General features: G+C 71.5%; 23 protein-coding genes. 12 read left to right on the forward strand and 11 right to left on the reverse strand.

What is annotated here, in order from left to right; translation table 11 throughout:
* Nucleotides 1-74: 74 nt before the first annotated feature.
* On the reverse strand, nucleotides 75-1,022 hold the full coding sequence (locus ABZX61_RS36815) for an aldo/keto reductase (RefSeq protein WP_355200804.1): 948 nt from the start codon (nucleotides 1,020-1,022) through the stop codon (nucleotides 75-77).
* A gap of 124 nt (nucleotides 1,023-1,146) precedes the next feature.
* Here ABZX61_RS36815 and ABZX61_RS36820 point away from each other — a divergent pair, with 124 nt between their 5' ends.
* The 5 genes from ABZX61_RS36820 (at nucleotide 1,147) to mshC (ending at nucleotide 5,107) form a co-directional block, all read left to right on the forward strand.
* Complete coding sequence (locus tag ABZX61_RS36820) at nucleotides 1,147-1,833, forward strand: histidine phosphatase family protein (protein WP_350735311.1); 687 nt, start codon at nucleotides 1,147-1,149, stop codon at nucleotides 1,831-1,833.
* 9 nt (nucleotides 1,834-1,842) lie between these two features.
* Nucleotides 1,843-2,391 carry a DUF3090 domain-containing protein gene (locus ABZX61_RS36825; protein WP_355200806.1) on the forward strand — a complete coding sequence of 183 codons (549 nt, stop codon included), beginning with the start codon at nucleotides 1,843-1,845 and terminating at the stop codon, nucleotides 2,389-2,391.
* Nucleotides 2,388-3,155: an SCO1664 family protein gene (locus ABZX61_RS36830; protein WP_350735314.1), complete on the forward strand. Its 768-nt coding sequence runs from the start codon at nucleotides 2,388-2,390 to the stop codon at nucleotides 3,153-3,155. The genes ABZX61_RS36825 and ABZX61_RS36830 overlap by 4 nt, the downstream gene beginning before the upstream one ends.
* A gap of 70 nt (nucleotides 3,156-3,225) precedes the next feature.
* Nucleotides 3,226-3,873 carry an NRDE family protein gene (locus tag ABZX61_RS36835; RefSeq protein ID WP_355200808.1) on the forward strand — a complete coding sequence of 216 codons (648 nt, stop codon included), beginning with the start codon at nucleotides 3,226-3,228 and terminating at the stop codon, nucleotides 3,871-3,873.
* Nucleotides 3,874-3,883: 10 nt separating this feature from the next.
* Entirely contained in the window at nucleotides 3,884-5,107 is a 1,224-nt protein-coding gene (mshC, locus tag ABZX61_RS36840) for a cysteine--1-D-myo-inosityl 2-amino-2-deoxy-alpha-D-glucopyranoside ligase (protein ID WP_355200810.1), read from the forward strand.
* Between the two features lie 54 nt (nucleotides 5,108-5,161).
* On the opposite strand, the gene ABZX61_RS36845 is transcribed toward mshC, so the two are convergent.
* Both ABZX61_RS36845 and ABZX61_RS36850 read right to left on the reverse strand, forming a co-directional pair.
* A complete protein-coding gene (locus ABZX61_RS36845; RefSeq protein WP_350735318.1) occupies nucleotides 5,162-5,896 on the reverse strand; it encodes a CbiX/SirB N-terminal domain-containing protein in 735 nt (244 codons plus the stop codon).
* Complete coding sequence (locus tag ABZX61_RS36850) at nucleotides 5,893-7,059, reverse strand: uroporphyrinogen-III synthase (RefSeq protein ID WP_350735320.1); 1,167 nt, start codon at nucleotides 7,057-7,059, stop codon at nucleotides 5,893-5,895. The genes ABZX61_RS36845 and ABZX61_RS36850 overlap by 4 nt, the downstream gene beginning before the upstream one ends.
* A gap of 199 nt (nucleotides 7,060-7,258) precedes the next feature.
* On the opposite strand from ABZX61_RS36850, the gene ABZX61_RS36855 reads away from it, so the two are divergent.
* Nucleotides 7,259-7,771, forward strand: a complete 513-nt coding sequence (locus tag ABZX61_RS36855; protein WP_355200813.1) for a peptide deformylase — start codon at nucleotides 7,259-7,261, stop codon at nucleotides 7,769-7,771.
* A 10-nt stretch (nucleotides 7,772-7,781) separates the two neighbouring features.
* On the opposite strand, the gene ABZX61_RS36860 is transcribed toward ABZX61_RS36855, so the two are convergent.
* Both ABZX61_RS36860 and ABZX61_RS36865 read right to left on the reverse strand, forming a co-directional pair.
* On the reverse strand, nucleotides 7,782-8,024 hold the full coding sequence (locus ABZX61_RS36860) for a WhiB family transcriptional regulator (RefSeq protein ID WP_355200814.1): 243 nt from the start codon (nucleotides 8,022-8,024) through the stop codon (nucleotides 7,782-7,784).
* 46 nt (nucleotides 8,025-8,070) lie between these two features.
* The gene (locus ABZX61_RS36865) at nucleotides 8,071-8,661 is read right to left on the reverse strand and encodes an HAD-IIIA family hydrolase (protein WP_350735325.1); all 591 of its coding nucleotides are present in this window, start codon (nucleotides 8,659-8,661) and stop codon (nucleotides 8,071-8,073) included.
* Nucleotides 8,662-8,829: 168 nt separating this feature from the next.
* Here ABZX61_RS36865 and ABZX61_RS36870 point away from each other — a divergent pair, with 168 nt between their 5' ends.
* Nucleotides 8,830-10,053, forward strand: a complete 1,224-nt coding sequence (locus ABZX61_RS36870) for a glycosyltransferase family 9 protein (protein WP_355200816.1) — start codon at nucleotides 8,830-8,832, stop codon at nucleotides 10,051-10,053.
* Complete coding sequence (locus ABZX61_RS36875) at nucleotides 10,050-11,237, forward strand: glycosyltransferase (protein ID WP_355200817.1); 1,188 nt, start codon at nucleotides 10,050-10,052, stop codon at nucleotides 11,235-11,237. The genes ABZX61_RS36870 and ABZX61_RS36875 overlap by 4 nt, the downstream gene beginning before the upstream one ends.
* A gap of 10 nt (nucleotides 11,238-11,247) precedes the next feature.
* Here the strand turns inward: ABZX61_RS36875 and ABZX61_RS36880 are convergent, their stop codons facing one another.
* The 6 genes from ABZX61_RS36880 to ABZX61_RS36905 form a co-directional block, all read right to left on the reverse strand.
* A complete protein-coding gene (locus tag ABZX61_RS36880; protein WP_355200819.1) occupies nucleotides 11,248-12,201 on the reverse strand; it encodes an NAD(P)-dependent oxidoreductase in 954 nt (317 codons plus the stop codon).
* 45 nt (nucleotides 12,202-12,246) lie between these two features.
* Complete coding sequence (locus tag ABZX61_RS36885) at nucleotides 12,247-13,068, reverse strand: class I SAM-dependent methyltransferase (RefSeq protein WP_355200821.1); 822 nt, start codon at nucleotides 13,066-13,068, stop codon at nucleotides 12,247-12,249.
* Nucleotides 13,069-13,071: 3 nt separating this feature from the next.
* Nucleotides 13,072-13,710 (reverse strand): TetR family transcriptional regulator, encoded by a 639-nt coding sequence (locus ABZX61_RS36890; protein ID WP_355200822.1) that lies wholly within the window; start codon nucleotides 13,708-13,710, stop codon nucleotides 13,072-13,074.
* A 108-nt stretch (nucleotides 13,711-13,818) separates the two neighbouring features.
* On the reverse strand, nucleotides 13,819-14,310 hold the full coding sequence (locus ABZX61_RS36895; RefSeq protein WP_355200823.1) for a hypothetical protein: 492 nt from the start codon (nucleotides 14,308-14,310) through the stop codon (nucleotides 13,819-13,821).
* Between the two features lie 230 nt (nucleotides 14,311-14,540).
* The gene (locus tag ABZX61_RS36900) at nucleotides 14,541-15,395 is read right to left on the reverse strand and encodes a PAC2 family protein (protein ID WP_355200825.1); all 855 of its coding nucleotides are present in this window, start codon (nucleotides 15,393-15,395) and stop codon (nucleotides 14,541-14,543) included.
* A gap of 911 nt (nucleotides 15,396-16,306) precedes the next feature.
* A complete protein-coding gene (locus ABZX61_RS36905; protein ID WP_355200827.1) occupies nucleotides 16,307-16,762 on the reverse strand; it encodes a universal stress protein in 456 nt (151 codons plus the stop codon).
* Between the two features lie 192 nt (nucleotides 16,763-16,954).
* Here ABZX61_RS36905 and metH point away from each other — a divergent pair, with 192 nt between their 5' ends.
* The 4 genes from metH (at nucleotide 16,955) to ABZX61_RS36925 (ending at nucleotide 23,983) form a co-directional block, all read left to right on the forward strand.
* Entirely contained in the window at nucleotides 16,955-20,419 is a 3,465-nt protein-coding gene (gene metH / locus ABZX61_RS36910; RefSeq protein WP_350735341.1) for a methionine synthase, read from the forward strand.
* Nucleotides 20,420-20,884: 465 nt separating this feature from the next.
* Complete coding sequence (locus ABZX61_RS36915) at nucleotides 20,885-21,529, forward strand: HAD family phosphatase (protein ID WP_350735343.1); 645 nt, start codon at nucleotides 20,885-20,887, stop codon at nucleotides 21,527-21,529.
* Between the two features lie 718 nt (nucleotides 21,530-22,247).
* A complete protein-coding gene (locus ABZX61_RS36920; protein WP_355200829.1) occupies nucleotides 22,248-22,718 on the forward strand; it encodes a cellulose synthase in 471 nt (156 codons plus the stop codon).
* A 266-nt stretch (nucleotides 22,719-22,984) separates the two neighbouring features.
* Entirely contained in the window at nucleotides 22,985-23,983 is a 999-nt protein-coding gene (locus ABZX61_RS36925) for an ABC transporter permease (RefSeq protein WP_355200831.1), read from the forward strand.
* Nucleotides 23,984-24,059: the final 76 nt, after the last annotated feature.

Raw genomic sequence — 24,059 nt, forward strand, 5'->3', positions numbered from 1 at the left:
GTTTGGCAGGTAAAGTTGCGATTCGGTATCGAGTAGTGATACGCGAGGGGGTCTCTCGTTCCTGGGGCGAGGGGTCAGTCGAGTGACGACACGTCATCGAGGGCATCTCGGATCTCTATGGGCAGCACCACGTCCTCGGCCGTCAGGGCCCCCGTGAGCTGCGCGTGCGTACGGGCTCCGACGATGGCCGAGGCGACCCCCGGCTGATCGCGGACCCAGGACAGGGCGACCGCCAGCGGTGAGACGCCGAGCCCGTCGGCGGCGGTCATGACCGACTCCACGACGCTGCGGCTGCGCTCATCCAGATACGGCCGGACGAAGTCGGCGAAGTGCGGGGTGGCGGCCCGGGAGTCGGCCGGGATGCCGGTGCGGTATTTCCCGGTCAGCACCCCGCGGCCCAGCGGCGACCAGGCCAGCACACCCACGCCCAGCTCGGCGGCGGCGGGCAGCAGCTCGCGCTCGGGCTCGCGGGCCAGCAGCGAGTATTCGGCCTGCGCCGAGGTGATCGGGATGCGGCCGGGGATCATCTTCTGGGTGACCGCCGCGACGGCCAGCTGCCAGCCGGTGTAGTCGCACACGCCCGCGTAGACGGCGCGTCCGGAGGAGACGATCGCGTCGAGCGCGGCCAGGGTCTCCTCCATCGGCACCTCGGCGTCGTGCGTGTGCAGCTGCCACAGGTCGACGTAGTCGAGCCCGAGCCGGTTGAGCGAGTCGTCGACCGCGGCGATCAGGTGGCGCCTGGAGGCGTCGCGCGGCCGGCGGCCGGTCGGCGTCACCACGGCCTTGGTGGAGATCACCAGCTCCGAACGCGGCACCGAGTCGCGCAGCATCCGGCCCAGCAGCCGCTCCGAGTCGCCACCGGTGTAGACGTCGGCCGTGTCGACGAGATTGCCACCCGCGTCCAGGAACGTCCGGAGCTGGGCGGCCGCCTCGTCGGCGTCGGTGTCACGCCCCCAGGTCATCGTGCCGAGCCCCAGCCGGGACACCGACAGGCCACTGTGGCCGACATAGCGCTGCTGCATGATCCCGCCAGGTTACCAACAAGAAACCTGCTCATCGGGCTGACGCACCACTGTTGTTCGCGGTTGGCGCGGCGGCGGCGGCCCACGGTGAAATGTTGTGATCCACGCCTGAGACACTTGCCGGGTGACCACGCTGCTTTTGGCCCGCCACGGGCTGACGGACCTCACCGGCCCGGTGCTGGCCGGGCGTACGCCGGGGGTGCACCTGAGCGAGGCCGGCCGGGCGCAGGCCGAGGCGCTGGCCGCCCGCGTCGCGGGCGTCAGGCTGGACGCCGTCGTCTCCAGTCCTCTCGAACGCTGCCGGGAGACGGCCCACGCGGTCGCCGACGGGCGCGGGATGGACGTGCTGATCGACGACCGGTTCATCGAGTGCGGCTACGGCGGCTGGACCGGCCGCCCGCTGAAGGAGCTCGCCCAGGAGCCGCTGTGGCAGGTGGTGCAGGCGCATCCCAGTGCCGTGACATTTCCGGAAGGGGAGTCCCTGGCCGGTATGCAACACCGGGCCGTCGCGGCGGTCCGGGAGTGGAATCAACGCCTGGGGGAGAAGGCTGTCTACCTGGTTTGCAGCCACGGCGACGTGATCAAATCGATCGTCGCGGACGCTCTGGGCCTGCACCTCGATCACTTTCAGCGGATAACAGCCGATCCTGCGGCCCTGACCATCATTCGCTATGCCCCCCTGCGCCCCTTTGTTCTCAGGCTCAACGATATGGGGGAATTGCGGCTCCCCGAGGATTCGGAGGAGAAAGACGGGGGAGAAAACATCACCGGGAGCGATGCCGCCGTCGGCGGCGGACCCGGAACCACGTAAGGTCAGCGTATGCCGGTCTTCGACTACGACCCACCAGAGAGGTTCGTCGCCGGTGCCCTGGGGCAACCGGGCGCGCGCGCCTTTTTTCTGCAGGCCAGGGCCGAGGGCAGACTGACCACGGTGGCGCTGGAGAAGTTGCAGGTCGCCGCCCTCGCGGGCAGGCTGGACGAGCTGCTGGACGAGGTGCTGCGCCTGAGCGGGGGCACCGCGCACGTCCCGGCGCTGGCCCCGGCCGACCTGGCCGACGACGCGCCGCTCGAGGTGCCCGTCGCCGAGGACTTCCGGGTGGGCACCATGGCGCTGGCCTGGGACGCGGAGAGGTCGCAAGTGGTGATCGAGGCGCAGGAGGTCGTCGACGAGGAAGACGTCGAGGCCGCCGACCCCGCGGTGCTGCGGGTGCGCATCAGCGCGGGAGCCGCTCGCGCCTTCACCCAGCGGGCCCTCGAGATCGTCTCCGCGGGCCGGCCACCGTGCCCGCTGTGCGGACAGCCGCTCGACGCTTCCGGGCACGTCTGCGTGCGCCTCAACGGATATCGCGGGGGTGAGGCGGCTTCATGACCGCTCCGGAGAGCGAACCGGCAGTCAAGCCGTCCCGGCAGCCGCCGTCCATGCAGGAGGACGAGGCCCTCGCGCTGCTGCGCGACGGCCGGCTGGAGGTGGCCGGCCGCCTCGTCGAGGCCACCAACATGACGCTCTACTGCTCGGTCAAGCTGGGCTCCCGCTCGGCCGCCTGCGTCTACAAGCCGGTACGCGGCGAGCGCCCGCTGTGGGACTTCCCCGACGGCACGCTGGCCGCCCGGGAGGTGGCCGCGTTCGAGGTGTCGCAGGCGACCAGCTGGAACATCGTGCCGCCCACCGTCTACCGCGACGGCCCCTTCGGCCCCGGCATGGTCCAGCTGTGGATCGACACCGAGCGCGAGATCGACCTCCAGCGGCTGGTCAAGAGCCGAAATCCGCTGGTGCGCCGGATGGCGGTGTTCGACGCGATCGTCAACAACGCCGACCGCAAGGGCGGCCACCTGCTGCCGCTGCCCACGGGGCACGTCTACGGGGTCGATCACGGGGTCTGCTTCTCCGTCGAGGACAAGCTGCGCACCGTGCTGTGGCAGTGGCGCGGCAAGCCCCTCGCCCGCGAGGCGGTGGCCGTGCTGGCCAAACTGGAGCGCGACATCGAGTCCGGCGCCCTCGGGCGCAGGCTGCGCGAGCTGCTGAGTCTGGAGGAGGTCGAGGCCACCTGGCAGCGGGTCAGGCGGCTGCTGGACACCGGCGTGCATCCGTACCCCTCCGAAGGCTGGCCCGCCATCCCCTGGCCCCCGATCTAAAGCGTTCCCGGGCCCGTCAGGGCCCGCCCCTCCCGGCAGCGGCCGAAGCCCGTTTATTACCCTTTGCCCCATGTGCACGCTGATCGTGAAACCCGGGCGGACGCTCACCCTCATGGGCGTCAGAGACGAGTTCACCGACCGCCCGTGGGAGGCGCCGGGCGAGCACTGGCCGGAGCATCCGGGCGTGGTCGGCGGGCGCGACCTCAAGGCCGGCGGCACCTGGCTGGCCGTCAACCCGGCGGCCCGCCGCGCCGCCGCGCTGCTCAACGGGCGCGGCCGGCACGCGCCGGAGTCGGACCGGCTCTCGCGTGGCGACCTGGCGCTGCGGGCCGTGTCCACCGGCGAGCCGCCCGGCCCCGACCTGACCCGCTACGACCCCTTTCACCTGGTGCTCGCCGACCTGGCGCGGATCCGCATGTTCAGCTGGGACGGCGACCGGCTGACCACCACCGACCTGCCCGACGGCGTCAGCATGATCGTGAACACGGGCCTGGACCCGGCGAGCGAACGGGTCGTCGTGTACCTGCCCAGGTTCGAGAGCGAGGCCTGGAGCGAGCTCATCAAGGCGGAGCCGTCCGCCGACCCCGGCGCGCTCATCGTCCGGCACGAACTCCCCGGCGGGCGCGTCTTCGCCTCCCTGTCGGTGATGGAGGTCTCACTCTCCGCGGAGGACGTGACGTACCAGTTCACTGACCTGACCGCTGATCGGGACAGATAGGCTCAAACACATGAGATCGTGGGCTGCCCAGAACGTTCCAAAGCTCCCAGGTGAGAGCATTCCGCTGAGTCTCTATGACACCTCGGCCAAGCAGGTGAGGCAGACCGATCCGGGGCCGACCGCCAGGATGTACGTCTGCGGCATCACCCCCTACGACGCCACCCACCTCGGCCACGCCAACACCTACCACGCCTTCGATCTCGTCGGCCGGATGTGGCGGGACGCGGGCCACGAGGTCCACTACACCCAGAACGCGACCGACGTGGACGACCCGCTGCTGGAGCGGGCCGAGCAGACCGGTGTCGACTGGCGTGAGCTGGCCGAGCGGGAGATCGAGCTGTTCCGCGGCGACATGGAGGCGCTGCGGATCCTGCCGCCCCGCGAGTACGTGGGCGTCACCGAGGTCGTCGGCCGGGTGGCCGAGCTGATCTCCAAGCTGTCCGCCAAGGGCGTCACGTACGGCCTGGACGGCGACGTCTACTTCAGCGTGGCCGACGCCCCCAAGTTCGGCCAGGTGTCCGGCTACGACGAGACGGAGATGCTGGCCCTGTTCGCCGAACGCGGAGGCGACCCCGACAGGGCGGGCAAGCGCCACCCTCTCGACTGGCTGCTGTGGCGGGCCGAGCGGCCCGGAGAGCCCGCCTGGGACTCCCCGCTGGGCCGGGGACGGCCCGGATGGCACATCGAGTGCACGGCGATCGCCCTGGACAGCCTGGGGGGCGGCTACGACGTGGCGGGCGGCGGCTCGGACCTGATCTTCCCGCACCACGAGTGCGGCGCCTCCGAGGGGCACGCCCTCACCGGCGAGTGGCCGTTCGCCAAGTTCTACACGCACGCGGGCATGGTGGCGCTGGACGGCGAGAAGATGTCCAAGTCCAAGGGCAACCTGGTGTTCGTGTCCAGGCTGCGGGTGGCCCACGACCCGATGGCGGTCCGGCTGGTGCTGCTGGCCCACCACTACCGCGCGGACTGGGAGTACGTCCCGTCCCTGATGGCCGACGCCGAGCGGCGGCTGGCGCGGTGGCGGGAGGCGGTCGCGCTGCCGTCGGGGCCGCGCGCCGACGAACTGCTGGCCACGGTACGCGCCCGGATGGCCGACGACCTCGACTCGCCGGGCGCCCTGGCCGCCGTCGACGCCTGGGTCGACGAGGCTCTCGCCCAGGGCGGCCCCGACGCCTCAGCCCCCGCCCTGGTCCACGATCTCACCGACGCCCTCCTGGGCATCGCCCTCTGACACCGTCCGGCGAGCGCCGGGTCGAACGGCGCTCGGCGGGGCGTCGCACCTCCGCTACAGGGACGCCCGGTGCAGGCCGGGTGAATGCCGGGGGAGCGCGTGGCGCCTGGTGAGGGCGGTGTCGTAGCGGTGCCAGATGAGCGCCGCCACGTCCGGGTCCGGGCCGAGCGGGTCGCTGACCAGCCCAGCCCCCGCCGAGGCCAGCCGGTCGTGGAAGTGGCCGGGCGCGAGCACGTACGAGGCGATGGCCACCCGGGCGGCCGGGGTCGAGGCGAGCCGTTCCATGGCCTCCTCCAGGGACGGCGAGCCGGCCGAGGCGAAGGCGGCCGTGACCGGCCGCGCCAGGCGTACGGCGAGCCGGTGGGCGGCGGCGCGGACGTCGGCGAGGGCGGACGGGTCGGAGGAGCCCGCGGCCCCGAGCAGGACCGCGTCCGTCGCGCGCAGGCCGGCGCGCGCCAGCTTGCGGGCCAGCGCGGAGGTCAGCAGCCGGTGCGGCCCCAGCCAGCCGGCGACCACGGCGTCGGGGCGGCGGGAGGCGATGACCTCCGGCAGGTCGATGTGGGCGTGGTAGCCGCCGGCCAGCAGCAGCGGGACGACGACCACGGGTCCGCGGACGGCGGGCAGCACGTCGGACAGCAGGGGCGAGCTGATCTCGAGGTAGCTCAGCTCGACCCGGTGCCCGGGACGGGCCCTCCTGACCGCCTCCGCCAGGGCCGACAGGGTCGACTCCCCGGCGGCGCTCCGCGTGCCGTGCGCGGCCAGGACGAGCGTGGCCGTGCGTTCGATCACAGCCCCGCCTCGTACTGGCAGGCGAGCCGGTAGCCGCGCTTGACCACCGTCTCCACGATCCCGCTCGGCCCGAGCGCCCGCCGCAGCCGCGTGATCGCCATCTCCACGGCGTGCTCGGCCGAGTCGCGGGCGACGCTGCCGGGCAGCACGGTACGCAGGTCGGCGCGGGACACCACGTGGCCCGGCTTGTCGGCCAGGCGCTTGAGCACCGCCATCGGGGCCGGGGGCAGCGGGCGCAGCTCGCCGTCCACCACCACCGCGTGGCCGCGGATCTCCAGCCGGTGCTCGCCCGCCACGAGCCGGGTCACCCCGTGCTCGGGCAGGTGCCGGGCCAGGGCTCGGGCCAGCGCGCCGAGGCGCGAGCGTTCGGGCTGCAGCGTCGGCACGCCGCGCGAGGTCAGCGGCTCGGCGGTGACGGGCCCGACGCAGGCGGCCACGACCGTCCCGCTGAACGCCGAGAGCAGCGACTCCTCCAGCCCTTCGGCGCGGGCCGCGCCCAGCATCGCGTGTACGGCGGGCGCGCTGGTGAAGGCCACCGCGTCCACCGAGCCGGAGATGGTCTGGCTGATGAGGCGGCGCAGCGGCGAGATGTCGCGGTACGGCAGCCACCGGTAGACCGGGATCTCGATCACCTCGGCCCCCGCCCGGCGCAGGTCCGCCACGAAGTCGCTGAGCGGCTCGCCGTGCTGCTGCACCGCGATGCGCCGCCCGTGCAGGTCCTGGTCGAGCAGGTACTGCTTGACCTCCTGGCACGATTCGGTGGCGGGCGTCCAGTGGTCGTTGAGGCCGGCGGCGCGTACCGCGCCCCGGGCCTTGGGGCCGCGGGTCAGCAGCCGCGCGTTGGCCAGGTGCTCGCCCAGGTGGGACGACAGGCCCCAGCCCTCGGCGGCGGCCATCCACCCGCGGAAGCCGACGCCGGTGGTGACCACCACGTCGTCGAGCGGCTCCGCCAGGCTGAGCCGGGTCGCGGCGAGCAGGTCGGCGTCCTCGGCCAGCGGGACCAGCCGGATCGCGGGGGCGCTGACCACGCGGGCGCCGCGCCGCTCCAGCAGCGCGCCGAACTCCTCGCGCCGCCTCGTCGCGGTCACGCCGACCGTGAAGCCCGACAGGGCGTCGGGGGCCGTCTCCGGGGAAGATCCGCCCTCAAGGGCAAGCACGCTCATGCCGGCACCTCCAGGTAGTCGAAGATGCCTGGCCGGGCCCCGAGCACCCGGCCAGGCATCACAGGCACGTGTGACGCAAGTGAGATCACCCTCCGATACTGCTTTCGGGTGGTTTCACCCGCGGGTCTCCTCTGTTACCGCTGTGCTACAAGCCGGGTCCTCAGGGATTGGCGAGACGCGGTCACGGGAAACGTTGACGGTGACGACGTGGCCTATCGGGGAGTTGCGGGTGACGGTCCGGCCTATTCGCACGTTCGACGATCCGGTGCTGCGTTCGCTCGCGGAGCCGGTGCAAGACTTCGACCGGGAGCTGCGGCGCCTGGTCAAGTCGCTGACCGCCACGATGCGCGCCGGCGCCGGCCGCGCGGGCCTGGCGGCGCCGCAGGTGGGCGAGCCGGTACGGGTGGTGGTCTACTCCTACGACGGCAAGTCGGGCCATCTGGTCAACCCCCGCCTGGAGCTGTCGGAGCGGCGGGTCACGGCCGACGAGGCGTGCCTGTCGGCGCCGGGGCTGTGGTGGCCACTGGAACGTTCCTACATGGTCACAGCGCGTGGCCGCGACATGATGGGCAAGCCTGTGACGGTCCGCGCGCTGGGGGTGCTGGCGAGGGTGCTGCAGCACGAGGTCGACCATCTCGACGGCGTGCTGTTCAGCGACCACCTGGAGGCGGCCGAGCGGGAGCGCTTCCTGGCGGCGGCCCTTCCCGGCTGAGGGGCGTTCGTCAGGCGACCGAGCGCACGGCGAGCTCCCTGCGCTGCTGCGGGTCGGTGCCGCCCCACACGCCGTACGCCTGCCGCGTTGTCAGCGCGTACTCCAGGCACGGCTCACGTACGGGGCAGCCGGCGCACACATGCTTGGCCCGTTCGGCCTGCGACTGGCTCGGACCTTCCAGAGAGATCGGGAAGAACAGTTCCGGGTCCAGTTCGAGGCAGGCGGCCCTGCGGGTCCAGTCGAGCATCATCATGTTGCTCGCGTCTACCCAGCCGACCTGCTCTCATACCTCCGCCGGCTCACCAGCGGCTCCAACCAAGGGCGCGGGCCCACGGCGCGCTGATGGCCGGCACCGGCGCCTCCGCGTCGCTCAGCACCAGGTCGACGACGTCGATCAGATCGTCCGCGACCTCGGCGGCCTGCAGGATCTCCTCCTGGCACGTCTGCGGGGTGGGGACCAGGATGCCCCTGGCCCCGGCGGCCCTGGCGGCCTCCATGTCCCTGCCGATGTCCCCCACGACCACGCAGTCGCGGGGGCTGACGTCGAGCACGGCGGCGGCTCTGATCACGAGCCCGGGGGCCGGTTTGCGGCAGGTGCAGCCGTCGGCGTCGTCGTGCACGCAGATCGCCCACGCGTCGAACGGCCCCAGCAGCTCCTCCACCCGGGCGTTCACCTGATCCATGTCGTCCGGGGACAACAGACCCTTGGCCACGCCGGACTGGTTGGTGACCACGGCCACCGGCACCTCGGCCCGTCTGAGCCTGGCCACCGCCTCCACCGCGCCCGGCATGGGCTCGACGAGGTCCGGGTCGCCGTTGTACGGCACGTCCCTGATCAAGGTCCCGTCCCGGTCGAAGAGCACCGCGCCGGGACGTCGCTTTTCGAACACCTTCCACCTCCGTCGCGTGCCCGCCAGCTACCCGGGGCCTAACCAGGCAAACAACTACTTAGCGTGACCAAGTCCAGGCCGTTTCTCCTGTTTGCGCATCTCATGGGCGTGGGGAAGGTTTGGGCATCGCTCCTCTCGGTAGCGGTTCCCGTCCTCTGAGGGGGAACGATGAGGTTTCTCGGCATCGACGCGATCTTCCACGAGCCGGCCGCCTGGTGCCCGCGCGCGCAGGCGGCGATGAACGGTCGCATGCCGGGAGCGGTGCTGTGCGACCCGGCCCCGCGCCGGAGGATGAGAACGGTCCCGCGCGCGTCGGCCAGGAGGCGGGCCGTGCGCGCCGTGAGCCACCGTGGCCCGGGCGACCGGGGCCGGGTGCTGGTGGCGCGACTGGACGGCGCCGGCGCCGTGCTGCTGGCCGGGCCCGCCGTCAGGGCCGTGCGCACGCTGGCCCGCGAGCTGGTCTTCCTGGCCGGCCCGGACGGCAGGCCGGCGGCCGAGCTGCTGCCCGGCGTGGACCGGGTGATCGAATGGCGGGCCCCGTGGATCGACCACACCCCGCCGCCCGTCACCAAGGGACAGGCGGCCGACCTGGTCGGCCGGCTCGCGGGCGTCGACGAGGCGGTGATCCTCGCCTCGGTCCACCAGTCGGCGCTCCCGTTGGCCCTGCTGCTCAGGCTGGCCGGCGTCCCCAGGATCACCGCCATCAGCGACGACTACCCAGGCTCGCTCCTGGACGTCCGGCACGTCGTGGACGAGAGCGTCGACGTGCCCGAGGCGGAGCGGATGCTGGCGGTCGCCAGGGCGGCCGGGTTCGAGTTGCCGACGGGCGATGACGGCAAACTCGCTGTTCAGCGGCCATTGCCGGATATAGGCGGAAATTTGGGGCACCTGCTGGATGCCGGCGCCGATGCCGGCAAAGGCACGTACGTCGTGGTGCACCCAGGGGTATCGGCCCCCGCGCGGACCTGGCCGGCCGAACGGCATAGGCGGACCGTGCGGGAGCTGGCGCAGGACGGACACCGGGTCGTCGTGACCGGCAATGAACGTGATCTCACCGCCTACGTGGCCGGCGGCGTCGCCGTCGATCTCGGAGGCGTGACCACGTTCGCCGAACTCGCCGCCGTCATCGACGGCGCCGGGGTGCTCGTGGCCGGCAACACCGGTCCCGCGCACCTGGCGGCGGCGGTCGGGACGCCGGTCGTGAGCCTGTTCGCCCCCGTCGTCCCCGCGGCGCGGTGGGCCCCGTACGGCGTGCCCACGGTGCTGCTCGGAGACCAGGAGGCGCCCTGCCGCGCAAGCGGGGCGCGCGCCTGCCCGGTGCCCGGGCATCCGTGCCTGTCCCACGTGACAAGCGAGCAGGTGGTCAAGGCAGTGAGGGAGCTGACGCAGTGAAGGTCGATCTCATCTCCGAGCACGCGGACCCGCTGGCGCAGGTCGGCGACGTCGACTCCGGCGGCCAGAACGTCCACGTCGCCGAGCTGGCCCGCGCGCTGGCCGGGCGCGGGCACACGGTCGTCGTCCACACCCGGCGCTCGTCCGGGCGGCAGCCCGGGTCGGTGACCATGGCGCCGGGCGTCACGGTCGAGTACGTCACGGCCGGGCCGCCGGTCCCCGTCCCCAAGGACGAGCTGCCCCCGTACCTGGCCGAGTTCAGCGAGCGCCTGGCCGACCGCTGGGCCGCGAGCCCTCCGGACGTCGTCCACGCCCACTTCTGGATGAGCGGGCAGGCGGCGCTGCGGGCGGCCGGCGGGGTGCCGGTGGTGCAGACGTTCCACGCGCTCGGCACCGTCAAGCGGCGCTGGCAGGGCGACGCCGACACCAGCCCCGCCCACCGGATCGACGCCGAGCGCGCGATCGGCAGGCGCGCCGACGCCGTGCTGGCCACCTGCGGCGACGAGGTGGCCGAACTGCGCGCGATGGGCGTCCCCGAACGGCGCATCGCGGTCGTGCCGTGCGGGGTGGACCTGTCGGTGTTCCGCCCCGGCGGGCCGGTGGCGCCGCGCACGGGCGGCAAGCTGATCCTCAGCATCGGCAGGCTGGTGCCGCGCAAGGGCGTGGACACCCTGATCAGGGCGCTGCGCCGGATCCCGGACGCCGACCTGGTGATCGCGGGCGGCCGCCAGGACGACGAGGAGGCGGTCAGACTGTACGAGCTGGCACGGGCGTACGGGCTCGAACGCCGGGTCCACGTGATCGGCAGCGTGCCCCGCGAGCACGTGCCGGCCCTCATGCGCTCGGCCGACGTCCTGGTGACGGTGCCGTGGTACGAGCCGTTCGGCATGGTGGCGATCGAGGCGATGGCCTGCGGCGTGCCCGTCGTGGCCTCGGCGGTCGGGGGACACCTGGACACGGTCGCCGGTTGCGGAGTCCTGGTGCCGCCGCGCCGCCCGCGCGCCCTGGCCAGGGCGCTGAGCGACGTCCTCGACCACCCCGGCAAGCGGGCCGCGCTCGCCGCCGCCGGGGCTCGCAGGGCCCGCGACAGGTACGGCTGGGCGCGCGTCGCCGAGCTGACCGAGGCCGTGTACATGCAGGCCGTCAACGGTACGGTCGGCCGCCTGGCCGCGCTCGGAGGCTGAGCGCCCGCGCCTAACGCTCGTTCCCGGCGCGCAGCCAGGCCAGGTAGTCGGCGACCGCCCGCTCGGGGTCGTAGGCGGGCTCGTATCCCGTGTCCTCGCGCAGGCGGGTGATGTCGAGCCAGGTGTTCTGCGCGGCGGGGTTGCGGCCCTCCGGAAGGCCGACCTGGGCGTCGGGAACGAGCTTCCTGATCGCCGCGGCGACCTCGCCGTTGGTCGTCGCCCTCCCGGAGGCCACGTTGTACGTGCGGTGGGCCAGCCGGTCCGCGAGCTGGAGCAGCGCGAGAGCGCGGCCGCAGTCCTTCGCGTAGCACAGGTCGATGCCGTCCTCCATGTACGCGCCGGCGCGCAGCGTGGACAGGTCGGGCTCGGTGCCGCGCGCGGCGGCGTGCACGAGCTGGGGAGCGGCGAAGAACGGCGACTGGGGGTGGCCGAGCGGCCCCCAGATGGCGCCGATGCGGTAGTGGACCACGTCGAGGCCCATGGCCCCGGCCAGATGGTCGCCGAGCAGCTCGCCGATCTTCTTGAACGCCGGGATCGGGTGGGGTGACGTCATCGGCAGGGGGAGGTCCTCCTGGAGCGCGCCCTCGCCGGTGACGCCGCCGTACACGCCGATCGTGCTGGCCAGGCCGAGCCGCGTCACCTGCCACTCGCTCGCGGCGCGGAACACGTTCAGGAGGCTCCGGATGGACTTGTCCGCGCCCTCCAGGGGCTGGTACGCGCCGGGCGGCCACGGGATGGAGCCGGCGAGGTGCACGATGCCGGTGATCTTGTGCCGCTCGCCGACGGCCAGGAGGGCCGCCTCGTCGGTGAGGTCGGCCTGCTCGACGACGACGGGCGCGTCCGCGAACCTCTCGGGCAGCACGGCGGGCCTGCGCTGGACGAGCACGCAGGATTCGCCGAGGTCGAGCAGGGCCTGGGTGGTGTGCGTGCCGATGAAGCCCAGCCCGCCGGTGATCAGAATCATGGTCAGCTCTCCAGATCGTCAGTGCGACTGACAATCAGTCTAACCCTAGAAGCGGTAGTGGAGAACCACGTTCCCCTTCCGCGACAACACCGCGCTGGGCGCGGTCAGGCGGTTCATCAGCCGCAGCCACGCCGGGAACCCGGCCACCTCGGGCTCCCGTGTCATCAGGACCTCCTTGACCAGCTTCAGCTTCGGGTGCCAGCGTTCGGGCTCCCTTGGGTCGTCGAGGCCGGGGAACTTGGAGACGTCGATGATGTTCTTGCCGACGGCGAACCGCTTCTGGGCCCACACGGCGAATGTGCTGTAGCCGTTGAAGGCGATCTCGCCGGTGGGGAAGTGGCCGATGAGGCGGTTCACCAGCGCGATCATCTCCTCCAGGGAGAGGAACGCGATCAGCCCGTCGGCGACGATCACCGCCGGCCGGTCGGAGGGCAGGCCGTCCAGCCATGCGGGGTCGGTGACGTCCGCGGCGAGGTCGTGGGGCCTGGCTTCATCCGGCAGTAGCCGCCGCCGGGCAGCGAGGACCTCGGGGAAGTCGACGTCGTGCCATTCGGCGGTGGGCGGCGGGGCGATGCGCAGCGCCCGGCTGTCGAGGCCGGCCCCCAGATCGAGGCCGATCGCGTCGGGGTGGCGGAGGAGGAAGCGCTGGGCGATCTCGTCCAGCTTCCTGGCCCGGTGCGCGATGTAGAGGGCGCTGGAGGAGGGGATGTGGAGCTTGCCGTAGTCGTAGCCGACCTCGCGGACGATCTCGTCGGCCATCCGGTCGCCCAGGACGGGGCGGGGCAGGCGGTTGTCGAGCGCCCTGCCGCACAGTGTCAGCCACAGGGTGTCCTGGAGTGGGGTCAGAGCGGGAATGGGGGTCGTCATCGGTCATTCGTCCCTGTTCTCTTGAGAGGCCTCCCAGGCGGCCGTGGCCGCCTTCAGCGGCGCGTCGTCCGCGTACAGGCCGTGGGTGAAGAGCTCCAGCGTGGGCAGCGTCATCCGGCGCAGGACCTCGGGGCCGAAGCCTTCGTGCCCGAGCGCGCGCGTCAGGGGTGGCGCCATGGTCAGCATGGCGAGGCTGGTGAGCACGGTGAGCACGGCCATCGCCCGCACGTCCGAGGACGGCCGCACCGAGCCCTCGGCGATCCCGGCCCGCAGGATCGACTCCGACTCGGCCACCAGCGTGTCGACGAACCTGCCCCCCGCGGGGGTGTCCTCCTCGATCGCCCGGACCATGTAGCGCACCTTGAGCTGGTACTCCTCCGGGTCCGCCATGAACTCGCCCAGCAGGTTGGGCGTCCCGGCGTCGTGCGCCCGCCGTACCAGCACGCCGAGCACATGGTCGTCGCAGGCGCTCCGCAGCTTCTCCTTGCTGCCGAAGTGGTGGATGACCAGGGCGGCGCTCACGCCCGCGGTGGCGGCGACGGCCCGCAGGTTCGTCTTCTGGAAGCCGTCGCGGGCGAAGTGGGCGATGGCCGCGTCGCGGATCTTGGCCTGCGCGGTCAGGTCCGAATGCGCTGAACACATGTTCAGCATGCTAAACGCGTGTTCAGCCTCTTGGCAAGGTTTTGCACGCGCGAACACCCCGGCCCCGCCCGCGGGGTCGCCGCGGGCGGGGCCGGGGTGTTGCCGCCGTCAGGCGGGGACGGGATCGAGGCGCAGCTCGCGGACGATCTCGCGAGCGCTGGCCTCCAGCGTCGGGCCGGCGTCGGCGCCGACGAACATCTCGAGGTAGGCCCGATGGAAGCAGCCCGCGATCAGCAGTCGCGCGCTGGCCTCCGGGTCCACCTCCGGCCCTATCCGGCCGAGGTCCTGCTCGGCCGCCAGGTACGCGGCCAGCGGCGCGACCTCGGTGCGCGGCCCCAGACCCGTGTCGCGGACGGCCTCGCGGAAGCGGACCGTCACGTTCGGCGAGGTGAAAGCGGGAAGTGCCGCACTTTGTACGTCGATGTAGTAATTAATGCCCGCCCGGGCAATGGGGAGAAGGTTGTCCGCTACGCACCCTTTTCCGATGCGATAGGAGAGATTGTGAAGAATGCTCAGCCAGAGCGGAAGGCGGTCCTGCAGCAGCGCGAGGAAGTGGTCCACGGAGCCCCCGGAGCGGTCCTCCCGGAGGGAGACGGCCATCTCGAGGATGCGGCGCCTGGTGTCCTGACTTCTTTGGTGCGGGTCAACATGGGAAGTCGCCATGGCGTGCCTAACGTGCGCGGTCAGTTGAGTAGGCATCACGGCGCGAAGCCGAGGGTGTTTTCCGGATTTATCGAGCTTTGTGTCTGGAACCGCAACTTGGTGCAATCTTGTACGGCCCCGATTATTACCCGAAATCCCGAAAATTTCGCGGTTTTTATCCCTGAGGGTTAGCTGTCAGTGTCCCGGTCGCGGCGGCGCAGGTAGCGCTCGAACTCCGCCGCGATCGCGTCGCCGCTGGCCTCGGGCAACTCGGCGGCGTCCTTGCGCTCCTCCAGCTCCTTGACGTACTCGGCCACCTCGCTGTCCTGCGAGGCCAGCTCGTCGACGCCGCGCTCCCACGCGCGGGCCTCCTCGTCGAGGTCGCCCAGGGGCATGGGGATCTCCAGCATGTCCTCCAGGCGGCGCAGCAGCGCGAGCGTCGCCTTCGGGTTGGGCGGCTGGGCCACGTAGTGCGGCACCGACGCCCACAGCGAGATGGCGTCGAGCCCCGCCTCGCCGAAAGCGTGCTGCAGCACCCCGACGATGCCGGTCGGGCCTTCGTAGCGGCTCAGCTCCAGGTTCGTCGAACGGGCCAGCGCCTCGTCCGTCGCGCCGCCGAGAATGGGCACGGGCCGGGTGTGCGGCGAGTCGTTGAGCAGCGCGCCCAGCATGACGGCCAGCTCGATGCCCAGCTCGCGGCAGATCTCGATGATGTCGGCGCAGAACGAGCGCCAGCGCATGTTGGGCTCGATGCCGCGCAGCAGCACGACGTCGCGCTCCAGACCCGGCGGGCGGGCGCGCAACAGGCGCGTCGTCGGCCACACGATCGAACGCGTCAGCCCCTCGCCCATCTCCACGACGGGCCGGGTGACCTGGAAGTCGTAGTAGTCGTCCGGGTCGAGCGCGATCAGCGGCTCGGCCTTCCAGGCGGACTCGAGATGGGCGATCACACCGCTAGAGGCCTCGCCCGCGTCGTTCCACCCCTCGAACGCGGCAATGAGCACCGGGTCTACGAGCTCGGGGAGCCTTTCGAGCTCTATCACGTGTCGCCTCCTCTCTCCATCGTCTCGCTAAGCCTATGCGGTCGGGAGTACTCGGCGTCACCGATCTCCCCGCGAATGCGCAACCCGCGTCTCACGTGCGAACGCGCCATCGCCGTCCCCTCAGGCGAACACCTCACCGCGCCTCCCCACCACCCATCCCAGCCCGCCACCAGACCCGTCCGAAACCCCTACGCCGCCCCGCGTCACCCATACCTCCTGCACCCTTATCCCGCCTCCACCGCCCGCAACCCCTCCAGCCCTCCCACACCCACTCGCTCTCCCGCTCCCCACCCCTCCCACCGCTCCATCCGCACCCTCTCCCGCACGCCCGCACCCGCCCCGACCGCTCGCACCGCCGCGACGCCTCTCCCGCACTCCCGCTCCCGCCCGCGGCTCGCACTCCCGCCCTTCTCCGACAGCCGCACCCGCTCACACCGCCGCGCCTCTCCGGCGCTCCCGCACCTGCCCGCCTCGCGCACCGCCGAGTCCCTGCGGTACCCGCACCCCACCGGCGCTCCCGCACTCGACCGCCTCTCGCGCTCCGGCGCTTCGCCATCACCAGCGACCCTCCTGGCTTCCACGCCGCCACGCCTCGCCGGCCCCACGTCCCCTGCGTCGCCGCCCTTCGCCTCCTGCGCTCCAGCACCGTCCGCCTCCCGCACACCCGTGCCTCCTGCGCCCTGTGCAGGCGCTGCGCCGGACGCGTCCGCTGCGGGGCTTGCGTCCCCTGCGGCTGGTGTGCCTTGTGTGCAATGTGCCGTTCTATGCGCCTGATATGCCCCCTGTGGCCACGTATCTACCCGCTGCGGTGCATACGTGATCTCCCCGCGACCTACGCCACCCGCGTCCCAGGCCAGGGGACGCCCGCCGGCCCCTCGCGCGCGCGTGCGCGTAAGACAAGCGGCGAAGGATCAGCGGCCGTCGGTCGTGCGGACGATCAGGACGTCGCAGGCGGCGCGGTGGGAGACCGCGGACGGCACGGAGCCGAGCAGCCGCCCCGCCAGGCTGTTGAGCCCGCGATTACCCACAACCAGCAGGTCGGCGCGGTGCCGGGCGGCCAGCGAGACGAGCACGTCCACGGCATCCCCCTGCTCGGCGGCCAGGACCACGTCGGAGGCGCCGGCCGCCACGGCGTGCCCGCGCGCCGCCCGCAGGGCGTCGTCGGCCGGGGTGGAGCCGCCCACCTTGTACGCGAGGTCGCCCAGCCGGTCGGCGGCCGCGGCGCGCTCGCTCTCCCGCATCGGCAGGTACGCGCAGGCCAGGACCAGGGTGGCGCCGGTCGCCGCGGCCAGGGACCCCGCCGCGGAGACGGCGCGGAAGGAGGAGGCCGAGCCGTCGGTGCCGACGAGTACGGTGCGGTAGGTCACGGAGACCCCCAATTGGACGCGGCGTTCAATTGACAGTCGGTACGATAGCGCCCGGTACCCACCCCAGGGCCGCCCGGGTCCCGCGGACCGGAACGCTCACGCCCCTGGAGGCCCCGATTTCGCGCCCAAAGCGAACAGGCGTACGGGCCGCTTGCGAGTAGGGCTCCAGGCGCACCCGATAAGCTCTACCCCATGAGCATCTCCCCGTCCTTCCGAGAAGTGTTGTCCCAGCGCGTCATCGTGGCCGACGGGGCGATGGGCACGATGCTCCAGGCCCAGGACCCGACGCTCGACGACTTCCACGGTCACGAGGGCTGCAACGAGGTGCTCAACGTCACCAGGCCCGACATCGTGCGCGGCGTCCACGACGCCTACTTCGCCGTCGGCGTCGACTGCGTCGAGACCAACACCTTCGGCGCCAACCTCGCCGCCCTCGGCGAATACGACATCTCCGACCGCGTCTTCGAATACTCCGAGGCGGGGGCCAGGATCGCCCGCGAGGCCGCCGACCACTGGTCCACGCCCGACCAGCCGCGCTTCGTGCTGGGCTCCATGGGCCCCGGCACCAAGCTCCCGACCCTCGGCCACCTGCCGTACGCCCTCCTGCGCGACGCCTACCGCGACAACGCCGCGGGCCTGATCGCGGGCGGCGCCGACGCGCTGATCATCGAGACCTGCCAGGACCTGCTCCAGGTCAAGGCCGCCGTCATCGGCGCCAAGCGGGCGGCCGAAGACTCCGGCCGCGACATCCCGATCATCGCGCAGGTCACCATCGAGACCAACGGCGCGATGCTGCTCGGCTCCGAGATCGGCGCCGCGCTGACCGCGATCGAGCCGCTCGGCGTCGACGTCGTGGGCCTCAACTGCGCGACCGGCCCCGCCGAGATGAGCGAGCACCTGCGCTACCTCGCCCGCCACTCGCGGCTCAAGCTCTCCTGCATGCCCAACGCCGGCCTGCCGGTGCTGACGTCCGATGGCGCGTACTACCCGCTGAGCGCGCAGGAGCTGGCCGACGCGCACGGCACCTTCACCCGCGACTACGGCCTGTCGCTGGTCGGCGGCTGCTGCGGCACCACGCCCGAGCACCTGCGCCAGGTCGTCGAGCGCGTCCGCGGCAAGCAGGTCGCGCCGCGCCGGCCGCACCCCGAGCCGGGCGCGTCCTCGCTCTACCAGACGGTCCCGTTCCGCCAGGACACCTCCTACCTCGCCATCGGCGAGCGCTGCAACACCAACGGCTCCAAGGCCTTCCGCGAGGCCATGCTGGCGGGCGCCTGGGACGACTGCGTCGAGACGGCCCGCGACCAGGCCCGCGACGGCGCCCACATGCTCGACCTGTGCGTCGACTACGTCGGCCGCGACGGCGTGGCCGACATGAAGGAGCTGGCGTTCCGGTTCGCCACCGCGTCCACGTTGCCGATCATGCTCGACTCGACCGAGCCCGCGGTGCTGCAGGCGGGTCTCGAGATGCTCGGCGGGCGCGCCGCGGTCAACTCCGTCAACTACGAGGACGGCGACGGCCCCGACTCCCGCTTCCAGAAGATCATGCGCCTCGTACGCGAGCACGGCTCGGCCGTCGTCGCGCTCACCATCGACGAGGAGGGCCAGGCCCGCACCGCCGAATGGAAGGTCCGCGTGGCCAGCCGCCTCGTCGAGGACCTGACCACCAACTGGGGCATGCGGGTCGAGGACATCATCGTCGACTGCCTGACCTTCCCCATCGCCACCGGCCAGGAGGAGACCAGGCGCGACGGCCTCGAGACCATCGAGGCCATCCGCGAGCTCAAGCGCCGCTACCCGGGCGTGCAGACCACGCTGGGCCTGTCCAACATCAGCTTCGGCCTCAACCCGGCCGCCCGCATGGTGCTCAACTCGGTCTTCCTCAACGAGTGCGTCAACGCCGGGCTCGACTCCGCCATCGTGCACGCCTCCAAGATCCTGCCGATGGCCCGCATCCCCGACGAGCAGCGCCAGGTCGCGCTCGACATGGTCTACGACCGCCGCCGCGAGGGCTACGACCCGCTGCAGCGGTTCATGGACCTGTTCGAAGGCGTCGACGCGGCCGCCCTGCGCGCCGGCAAGGCCGAGGAGCTGGCCGCGCTGCCGCTGTGGGAGCGGCTCAAGCGGCGCATCATCGACGGCGAGCGCAAGGGCCTGGAGACCGACCTCGACACCGCGCTGGAGCAGCGCCCCGCCCTCGAGATCATCAACGACGTGCTGCTCGACGGCATGAAGACGGTGGGCGAGCTGTTCGGCTCCGGGCAGATGCAGCTGCCGTTCGTGCTGCAGTCGGCCGAGGTCATGAAGGCCGCCGTCGCCTACCTCGAGCCCCACATGGACCGGCTCGAGGGCGAGTCGAAGGGCCGCATCGTGCTGGCCACCGTCAAGGGCGACGTGCACGACATCGGCAAGAACCTCGTCGACATCATCCTGTCCAACAACGGCTACCAGGTCGTCAACCTCGGCATCAAGCAGCCGGTCTCGGCCATCCTCGAGGCCGCCGACGAGCAGAAGGCCGACGTCATCGGCATGTCGGGGCTGCTGGTGAAGTCGACGGTCATCATGAAGGAAAACCTGGAGGAGATGAACTCCAGGGGCCTGTCCGAGAGATACCCCGTCCTGCTCGGCGGCGCCGCCCTGACCCGCGCCTACGTCGAGCAGGACCTGGCCGAGCTGTTCGAGGGCGAGGTGCGCTACGCGCGCGACGCGTTCGAGGGGCTGCGGCTGATGGACTCGTTCATGGCGGTCAAGCGCGGCGTCGCGGGCGCGACGCTGCCGCCGCTGCGCGAGCGGCGCGTCAAGACCGGCGCGGTGCTGCAGCGCACGCCCGTCGAGGAGCTGCCCGCCCGCTCCGACGTGGCCGCCGACAACCCCGTCCCCGCGGTCCCCTTCTACGGCGACCGCGTGGTCAAGGGCATCTCCCTGACCGAGTACGCCGCCTTCCTCGACGAGCGCGCCCTGTTCCTCGGCCAGTGGGGGCTCAAGCCCACCAGGGGCGGCTCGGGGCCCGACTACGACGAGCTGGTCGAGCTCGAGGGGCGACCGCGGCTGCGCATGTGGCTCGACCGCATCCAGACCGAGGGGCTGCTGGAGGCGGCCGTCGTCTACGGCCACTTCCCGTGCGTCTCCGACGGCGACTCGCTGATCATCCTCGACGACGACGGCAAGGAGCGCACCCGCTTCACGTTCCCGCGCCAGCGCCGCGACCGCCACCTGTGCCTGTCCGACTTCTTCCGCGCCAAGGACTCCGGCGAGGTCGACGTGGTCGGCTTCCAGGTCGCCACCATGGGCGCCAAGATCGCCGAGGCCACGGCCGAGCTGTTCGCCAAGGACGCCTACCGCGACTACCTCGAGCTCCACGGCCTGTCGGTGCAGCTCACCGAGGCGCTGGCCGAATACTGGCACGCCAGGGTGCGCTCGGAGTGGTCGATCGGCGGCGAGGAGTCCCTCGACGACATGCTCAAGGTCAACATCCAGGGCTGCCGCTACTCCTTCGGCTACCCGGCCTGCCCCAACCTGGAGGACCAGAAGCAGCTGTTCGAGCTGCTCGACCCCGAGCGCATCGGGGTGTCGCTGTCGGAGGAGTTCCAGCTCCACCCGGAGCAGGCCACCTCGGCCCTGGTCGCCCACCACCCCGAGGCCAAATACTTCAACGTCTGACCCCACCCCGTCCTTCACCGCCCGTTCGGTCCTTGGCCGGCTGGCCGGTACTTGGTCGGCCGTTCGGTCCTTCACCGGGCGTTCGGTCCTTCACCGGGCGGCGGGCGGATGGCGGGGCTCCCCGGCCCGGGGGGAGGACGACCGCTCACTGGTCGGCGGGTGGGGGCGGCTTCCCAGCTCGGGCGGACGGCCGCTCACTGGTCGCCGGACGGGGGGCTTCCCGCTCCGGCACTCCACCGGTGCTCATTGGTGGCGGGGAGGGGGCACTCGGCATCGCGTCGGTACGCCGTTCACCCTGCGGACGGATGACCGGCGCCCGCTCCCCAGACGGCAGTGCCCCACGAGTCACTGGTGCTGGTGCTGGTGCTGGTGCCGGTGACGGGGGGCGGTGACGGGGGCGGCCTCTCCGCGCGCCGGGCGGGGCAGGGACAATAGCGGGCAAAACACTACCGATCGGGGGCATGCATGGAAGCGGTCTTCTTCGACATGGACGGGCTGCTCGTCGACAGCGAGCGGGTCTGGCTGGAGATCGAGACCGACGTGATGGCCAGGCTCGGCGCTCAGTGGACGCCGGAGCACCAGGTCCACCTCGTGGGCGGATCCATGGAGCGAACGGTCGACTACATGTTGGCCGTCTCGGGGGCCGACGTGCCCGCCGAGATGGTGCGGGAGTGGATGACCGGCGGGATGGTGCGGCGGCTGACGGCGGGCGTGCACGTCATGCCGGGCGCCTTGGAACTGCTGGGGGCGCTGCGGGACGAGGGGGTGCCCGTGGGGCTGGTCACCTCGTCGCTGAAGGAGATCGCTGAGGCGGTCCTCAAGAGCGTGGGGCGTGACCGGTTCGACGTCGTGGTCACGGCGGACGACGTCACGCGTACCAAACCTGACCCTGAGCCGTACCTGACGGCTGCGCGGCTGCTCGGGGTGGAGCCGGTGCGGTGCGTGGTGCTGGAGGATTCTCCCAACGGCGTGGCGGCCGCGACGGCGGCGGGCTGCGCGGTGGTGGCCGTCCCGAGCCTGCTGGCCATCGACCCCGCTCCCGGCCGGCTGGTGGTGCCGTCCCTGGAGCAGGTCACCGTCGCCGACCTCCGCGCCCTCATCTCAACCTGACCCCTCATCTCAACCTGACCCCTCATCTCAACCTGATCTCCCATCCGCCCCCGCCCCATCCGCCCCCGCCCCATCCGCCCCCACCCCATCCGCCCCCGCCTCCCTGCGTCCCCGCCTCCCTGCGTCCCCGCCTCCGTGCGTCGGGCCGCATGCTGGCCGCGTAACCCCTTCCACGCGTGCTTGCTGGGTGGCTCCGCTGGTTCGCCCTGTGCCCCCTGCTCGGCACCGTGCTGGACGTCCTCGCCGAGGGTGCCGCCGTCCGGGGCGGGGCGCTGACTGCCCGTGGACTCGGGGCGGCGGCCGCCGTTGCTCGGCATGAGCCAGTCGTTGGTGTCGCATTCGCTCGCCTCCCTGGAACGCGCGCCGCAGGGCGAACTCGTGCACCGCGCCGCTCCCGTACGGTCGACGCCGCTGGGCGACGTGCTGTTGCCGCGCACCCGCGCGCCCGCGCCAGGCTTGCCACGCACCCGCCGCCGTTCGCGCCTTCAACGCCGCGGCGGCCCACACGAGTGCCGCCGCTGCCGGATCGATCGGGCTTGCCGTCCCGTCGGCACGTCGCCGGCCGCAGCCCCCGCCACCCGCCCGCCGACACGAGCGCGACCGCCGCGCCCAGGGATGGGGAGCCGGACCCCTAGGGGGCAAGTGGTTCTTGCGGAGGAGCGGCGGGTGGCGTTTCGCGTGCCAGGATGGAGACGTAGTCGATATGAGGGGCGGCGTGATGTTCAATTCGATCGCCTGGCTGCCGCTGTGCGCCGGACTGAGCGCGGTGGGCCTGGTGTTCAGCTTCCTGGCCTTCAGGCGCAGGGGGGCGGCCTCGGGCATGCGGATGGCGGCGTGGGCGCTGCTGCCGGTGGCGGCCTATCTGACGGGCGCGCTGCAGGCGTTGTGGACCATCGGCGCCACCGTCGTGGGTTTCGTGACGCAGCTGGTGTTCAACCCCTTGGTGTGGGCGGGCGTCGCCGTCGCGGGGCTGTCGGCGGTGCTGTTCGTCGCGTCGGGCGTCATGCGCGGCCGGAAACTGGCGCGCTTCAGGAAGAAGACCCCCGGAGAGGCCCCCGAGGTTAAGCCCTCAGCGAACAAAACCGTGCCCAAACCTCAGCAGCCCGCCGTCGCTCCCAAGCAAACTGCCAAGGCAGAGGACGACTTCTCCGATATCGAGGCGCTGCTCAAAAAGCGTGGCATCAGCTGAATACAAGGACGAAATCGGCTGTGTCACAGTTCCGAGACGTAACCGGGACGGCTCGTAGACATTCTCCTCAAGATCGATACGAATGAGTTTCTGGTCAATCACAGTTGAGCCACATAGAGCTCAGAGGGACTAGTCACACCAGCTCAGGCCATAGATTCTGCCTCCTGGGGCCGCGACACGGCGGACCTCGCTCGCATGGGCGCACTACCCTGACCGGGACCGCGCCGACACGGACGATGTCGTCTGGAATCCAGGGGGCTACTGGCATGACCGCACCGCTCGATGTTCCGGAATCGGCCATCGAAGCAGGGCCGGAGACCGTTCTTGAGGGAGCGGAGACCTCGGTCATCAGGGGACGTTCCCTGGGGCAGATCGCGTGGATGCGCCTCAAGCGCGACCGCATCGCGATGACCGGTGGCATCGTCATCCTGCTGCTCATCCTGGTCGCCGTCTTCGCCCCGCTGCTGGTGTCGTGGTTCGGGCACCCGCCGGGTGAGTGGCACCGGGAGAAGCTCGACCCCTCCATCGGCGCGCCGCTGGGCGCCTTCGGCGGCATCAGCAGCGACTTCCTGTTCGGCGTGGAGCCCGACTCGGGCCGCGACCTGTTCAGCCGCGTCCTGTACGGGGCCCGCATCTCGCTGCTGATCGCGTTCTTCGCGACCCTGCTGTGCGTGGTGCTCGGCACCGTCCTCGGGATGATCGCCGGCTTCTTCGGCGGCTGGGTCGACACCATCATCAGCCGCCTCATGGACATCTTCCTGGCCTTCCCGCTGCTGGTGTTCGCGCTGGCGCTGGCCGGCGTCATCCCGGACAAGGCGTTCGGCCTGTCGGGTGACACGCTGCGGATCAGCCTGCTGGTGTTCATCATCGGGTTCTTCAACTGGCCCTATATCGGACGCATCATCCGAGGTCAGACGCTGTCCCTCCGCGAACGGGAGTTCGTCGACGCCTCCAGGAGCCTGGGCGCGCGCAACCACACCATCCTGTTCAAGGAGATCCTGCCCAACCTCCTGGCGCCGATCCTCGTCTACTCGACGCTGTTGATCCCCTCGAACATCCTGTTCGAGGCCGCGCTGTCGTTCCTCGGCGTGGGTGTGCGGCCGCCGACTCCCACGTGGGGAGGCATGTTGTCGGACGCCGTCCACAACTACCAGGTGGCGCCCAACTTCATGATCTTCCCCGGTCTCGCGATCTTCATCACCGTGCTGGCGTTCAACCTGCTCGGTGACGGCCTCAGGGACGCCTTCGACCCCAAGGCCCGATAGCCCTCGTGAGTTTTCAGCAAGTTCTCAACTCCTAGATACAAGGGGTGTGTCAGGTCGATGAAGACAAGATCAAAGG

The organism is Nonomuraea sp. NPDC003709 (genome assembly GCF_040610775.1).
GTDB lineage: Bacteria > Actinomycetota > Actinomycetes > Streptosporangiales > Streptosporangiaceae > Nonomuraea > Nonomuraea angiospora_A.

Coding starts and splice junctions, on each gene's coding strand:
- ABZX61_RS36815 (WP_355200804.1), bottom strand. CDS start 1,022: ATGCAGCAGCGCTATGTCGGCCACAGTGGCCTGTCGGTGTCCCGGCTG.
- ABZX61_RS36825 (WP_355200806.1), top strand. CDS start 1,843: ATGCCGGTCTTCGACTACGACCCACCAGAGAGGTTCGTCGCCGGTGCC.
- ABZX61_RS36830 (WP_350735314.1), top strand. CDS start 2,388: ATGACCGCTCCGGAGAGCGAACCGGCAGTCAAGCCGTCCCGGCAGCCG.
- ABZX61_RS36835 (WP_355200808.1), top strand. CDS start 3,226: ATGTGCACGCTGATCGTGAAACCCGGGCGGACGCTCACCCTCATGGGC.
- mshC (WP_355200810.1), top strand. CDS start 3,884: ATGAGATCGTGGGCTGCCCAGAACGTTCCAAAGCTCCCAGGTGAGAGC.
- ABZX61_RS36850 (WP_350735320.1), bottom strand. CDS start 7,059: ATGAGCGTGCTTGCCCTTGAGGGCGGATCTTCCCCGGAGACGGCCCCC.
- ABZX61_RS36860 (WP_355200814.1), bottom strand. CDS start 8,024: ATGATGATGCTCGACTGGACCCGCAGGGCCGCCTGCCTCGAACTGGAC.
- ABZX61_RS36870 (WP_355200816.1), top strand. CDS start 8,830: ATGAGGTTTCTCGGCATCGACGCGATCTTCCACGAGCCGGCCGCCTGG.
- ABZX61_RS36880 (WP_355200819.1), bottom strand. CDS start 12,201: ATGATTCTGATCACCGGCGGGCTGGGCTTCATCGGCACGCACACCACC.
- ABZX61_RS36885 (WP_355200821.1), bottom strand. CDS start 13,068: ATGACGACCCCCATTCCCGCTCTGACCCCACTCCAGGACACCCTGTGG.
- ABZX61_RS36890 (WP_355200822.1), bottom strand. CDS start 13,710: ATGTGTTCAGCGCATTCGGACCTGACCGCGCAGGCCAAGATCCGCGAC.
- ABZX61_RS36895 (WP_355200823.1), bottom strand. CDS start 14,310: ATGGCCGTCTCCCTCCGGGAGGACCGCTCCGGGGGCTCCGTGGACCAC.
- metH (WP_350735341.1), top strand. CDS start 16,955: ATGAGCATCTCCCCGTCCTTCCGAGAAGTGTTGTCCCAGCGCGTCATC.
- ABZX61_RS36915 (WP_350735343.1), top strand. CDS start 20,885: ATGGAAGCGGTCTTCTTCGACATGGACGGGCTGCTCGTCGACAGCGAG.
- ABZX61_RS36920 (WP_355200829.1), top strand. CDS start 22,248: ATGTTCAATTCGATCGCCTGGCTGCCGCTGTGCGCCGGACTGAGCGCG.
- ABZX61_RS36925 (WP_355200831.1), top strand. CDS start 22,985: ATGACCGCACCGCTCGATGTTCCGGAATCGGCCATCGAAGCAGGGCCG.